The organism is Rothia sp. SCPM-O-B-18226 (M350), from assembly GCF_058213595.1.
Genome location: NZ_JBYQJS010000010.1, coordinates 1 through 547, shown reverse-complemented (window position 1 = coordinate 547; position 547 = coordinate 1). Strand labels below are relative to the sequence as shown.

The following is a 547-nucleotide window of genomic DNA, read 5'->3' as shown; positions in this document are numbered from 1 at the left end:
GTCATCGGGAAGGGCCGGCTTCTTGCCATGGGAGTAAAACACACCAAATACGACTACGAGACCAAGGTCGCCGCAGCGAAGGCTGTAGTTGATGGTGGGATGAGTAAGCCTGAAGCAATGATGCGTTTCGGTATTGCGAGCACGACACCGTTGAAGCAGTGGTGCAGGCTGTACCGGCAGGGCGGCGCGCAGGCACTCAAGCCCAAGCCCAAGGGCAGGCCGAAGGGGTCGGTGCGGGCGGTGCCGCCAACGCGTGAGGAGGAACTCGCCGAGCGCGTGCGCAAGCTTGAGGCGCAGGTGGCGTACCTAAAAAAATCGATTGCCCTGAAGGCGCAGAAGCGCTCCCAAACCGGGACAAAGCCCTAGTGGTCGCCGAGCTTTCAGGGCGCGGTCACAAGCTGTACGACCTCCTTGAGGCTGCTGGCCTTGCCAGGTCGAGCTACTACTACGCGCTGGCTCACCCCCAGCAGCCAACCAGAGCGTATCTGCGGCCCAAGGTCGCCCAGATCTTTTCGCGTACCCCCAACGGGTGCGGTCACAGGCAGGT

General features: G+C 62.2%; 1 protein-coding gene. It reads left to right on the top strand.

Features of this window, described 5'->3' with window-relative positions; translation table 11 throughout:
* Positions 1-366: helix-turn-helix domain-containing protein (locus AC3E6W_RS08715; protein WP_490652879.1), on the top strand; the 366-nt coding region annotated here is incomplete at its 5' end.
* Between the last annotated feature and the right edge of the window lie 181 nt (positions 367-547).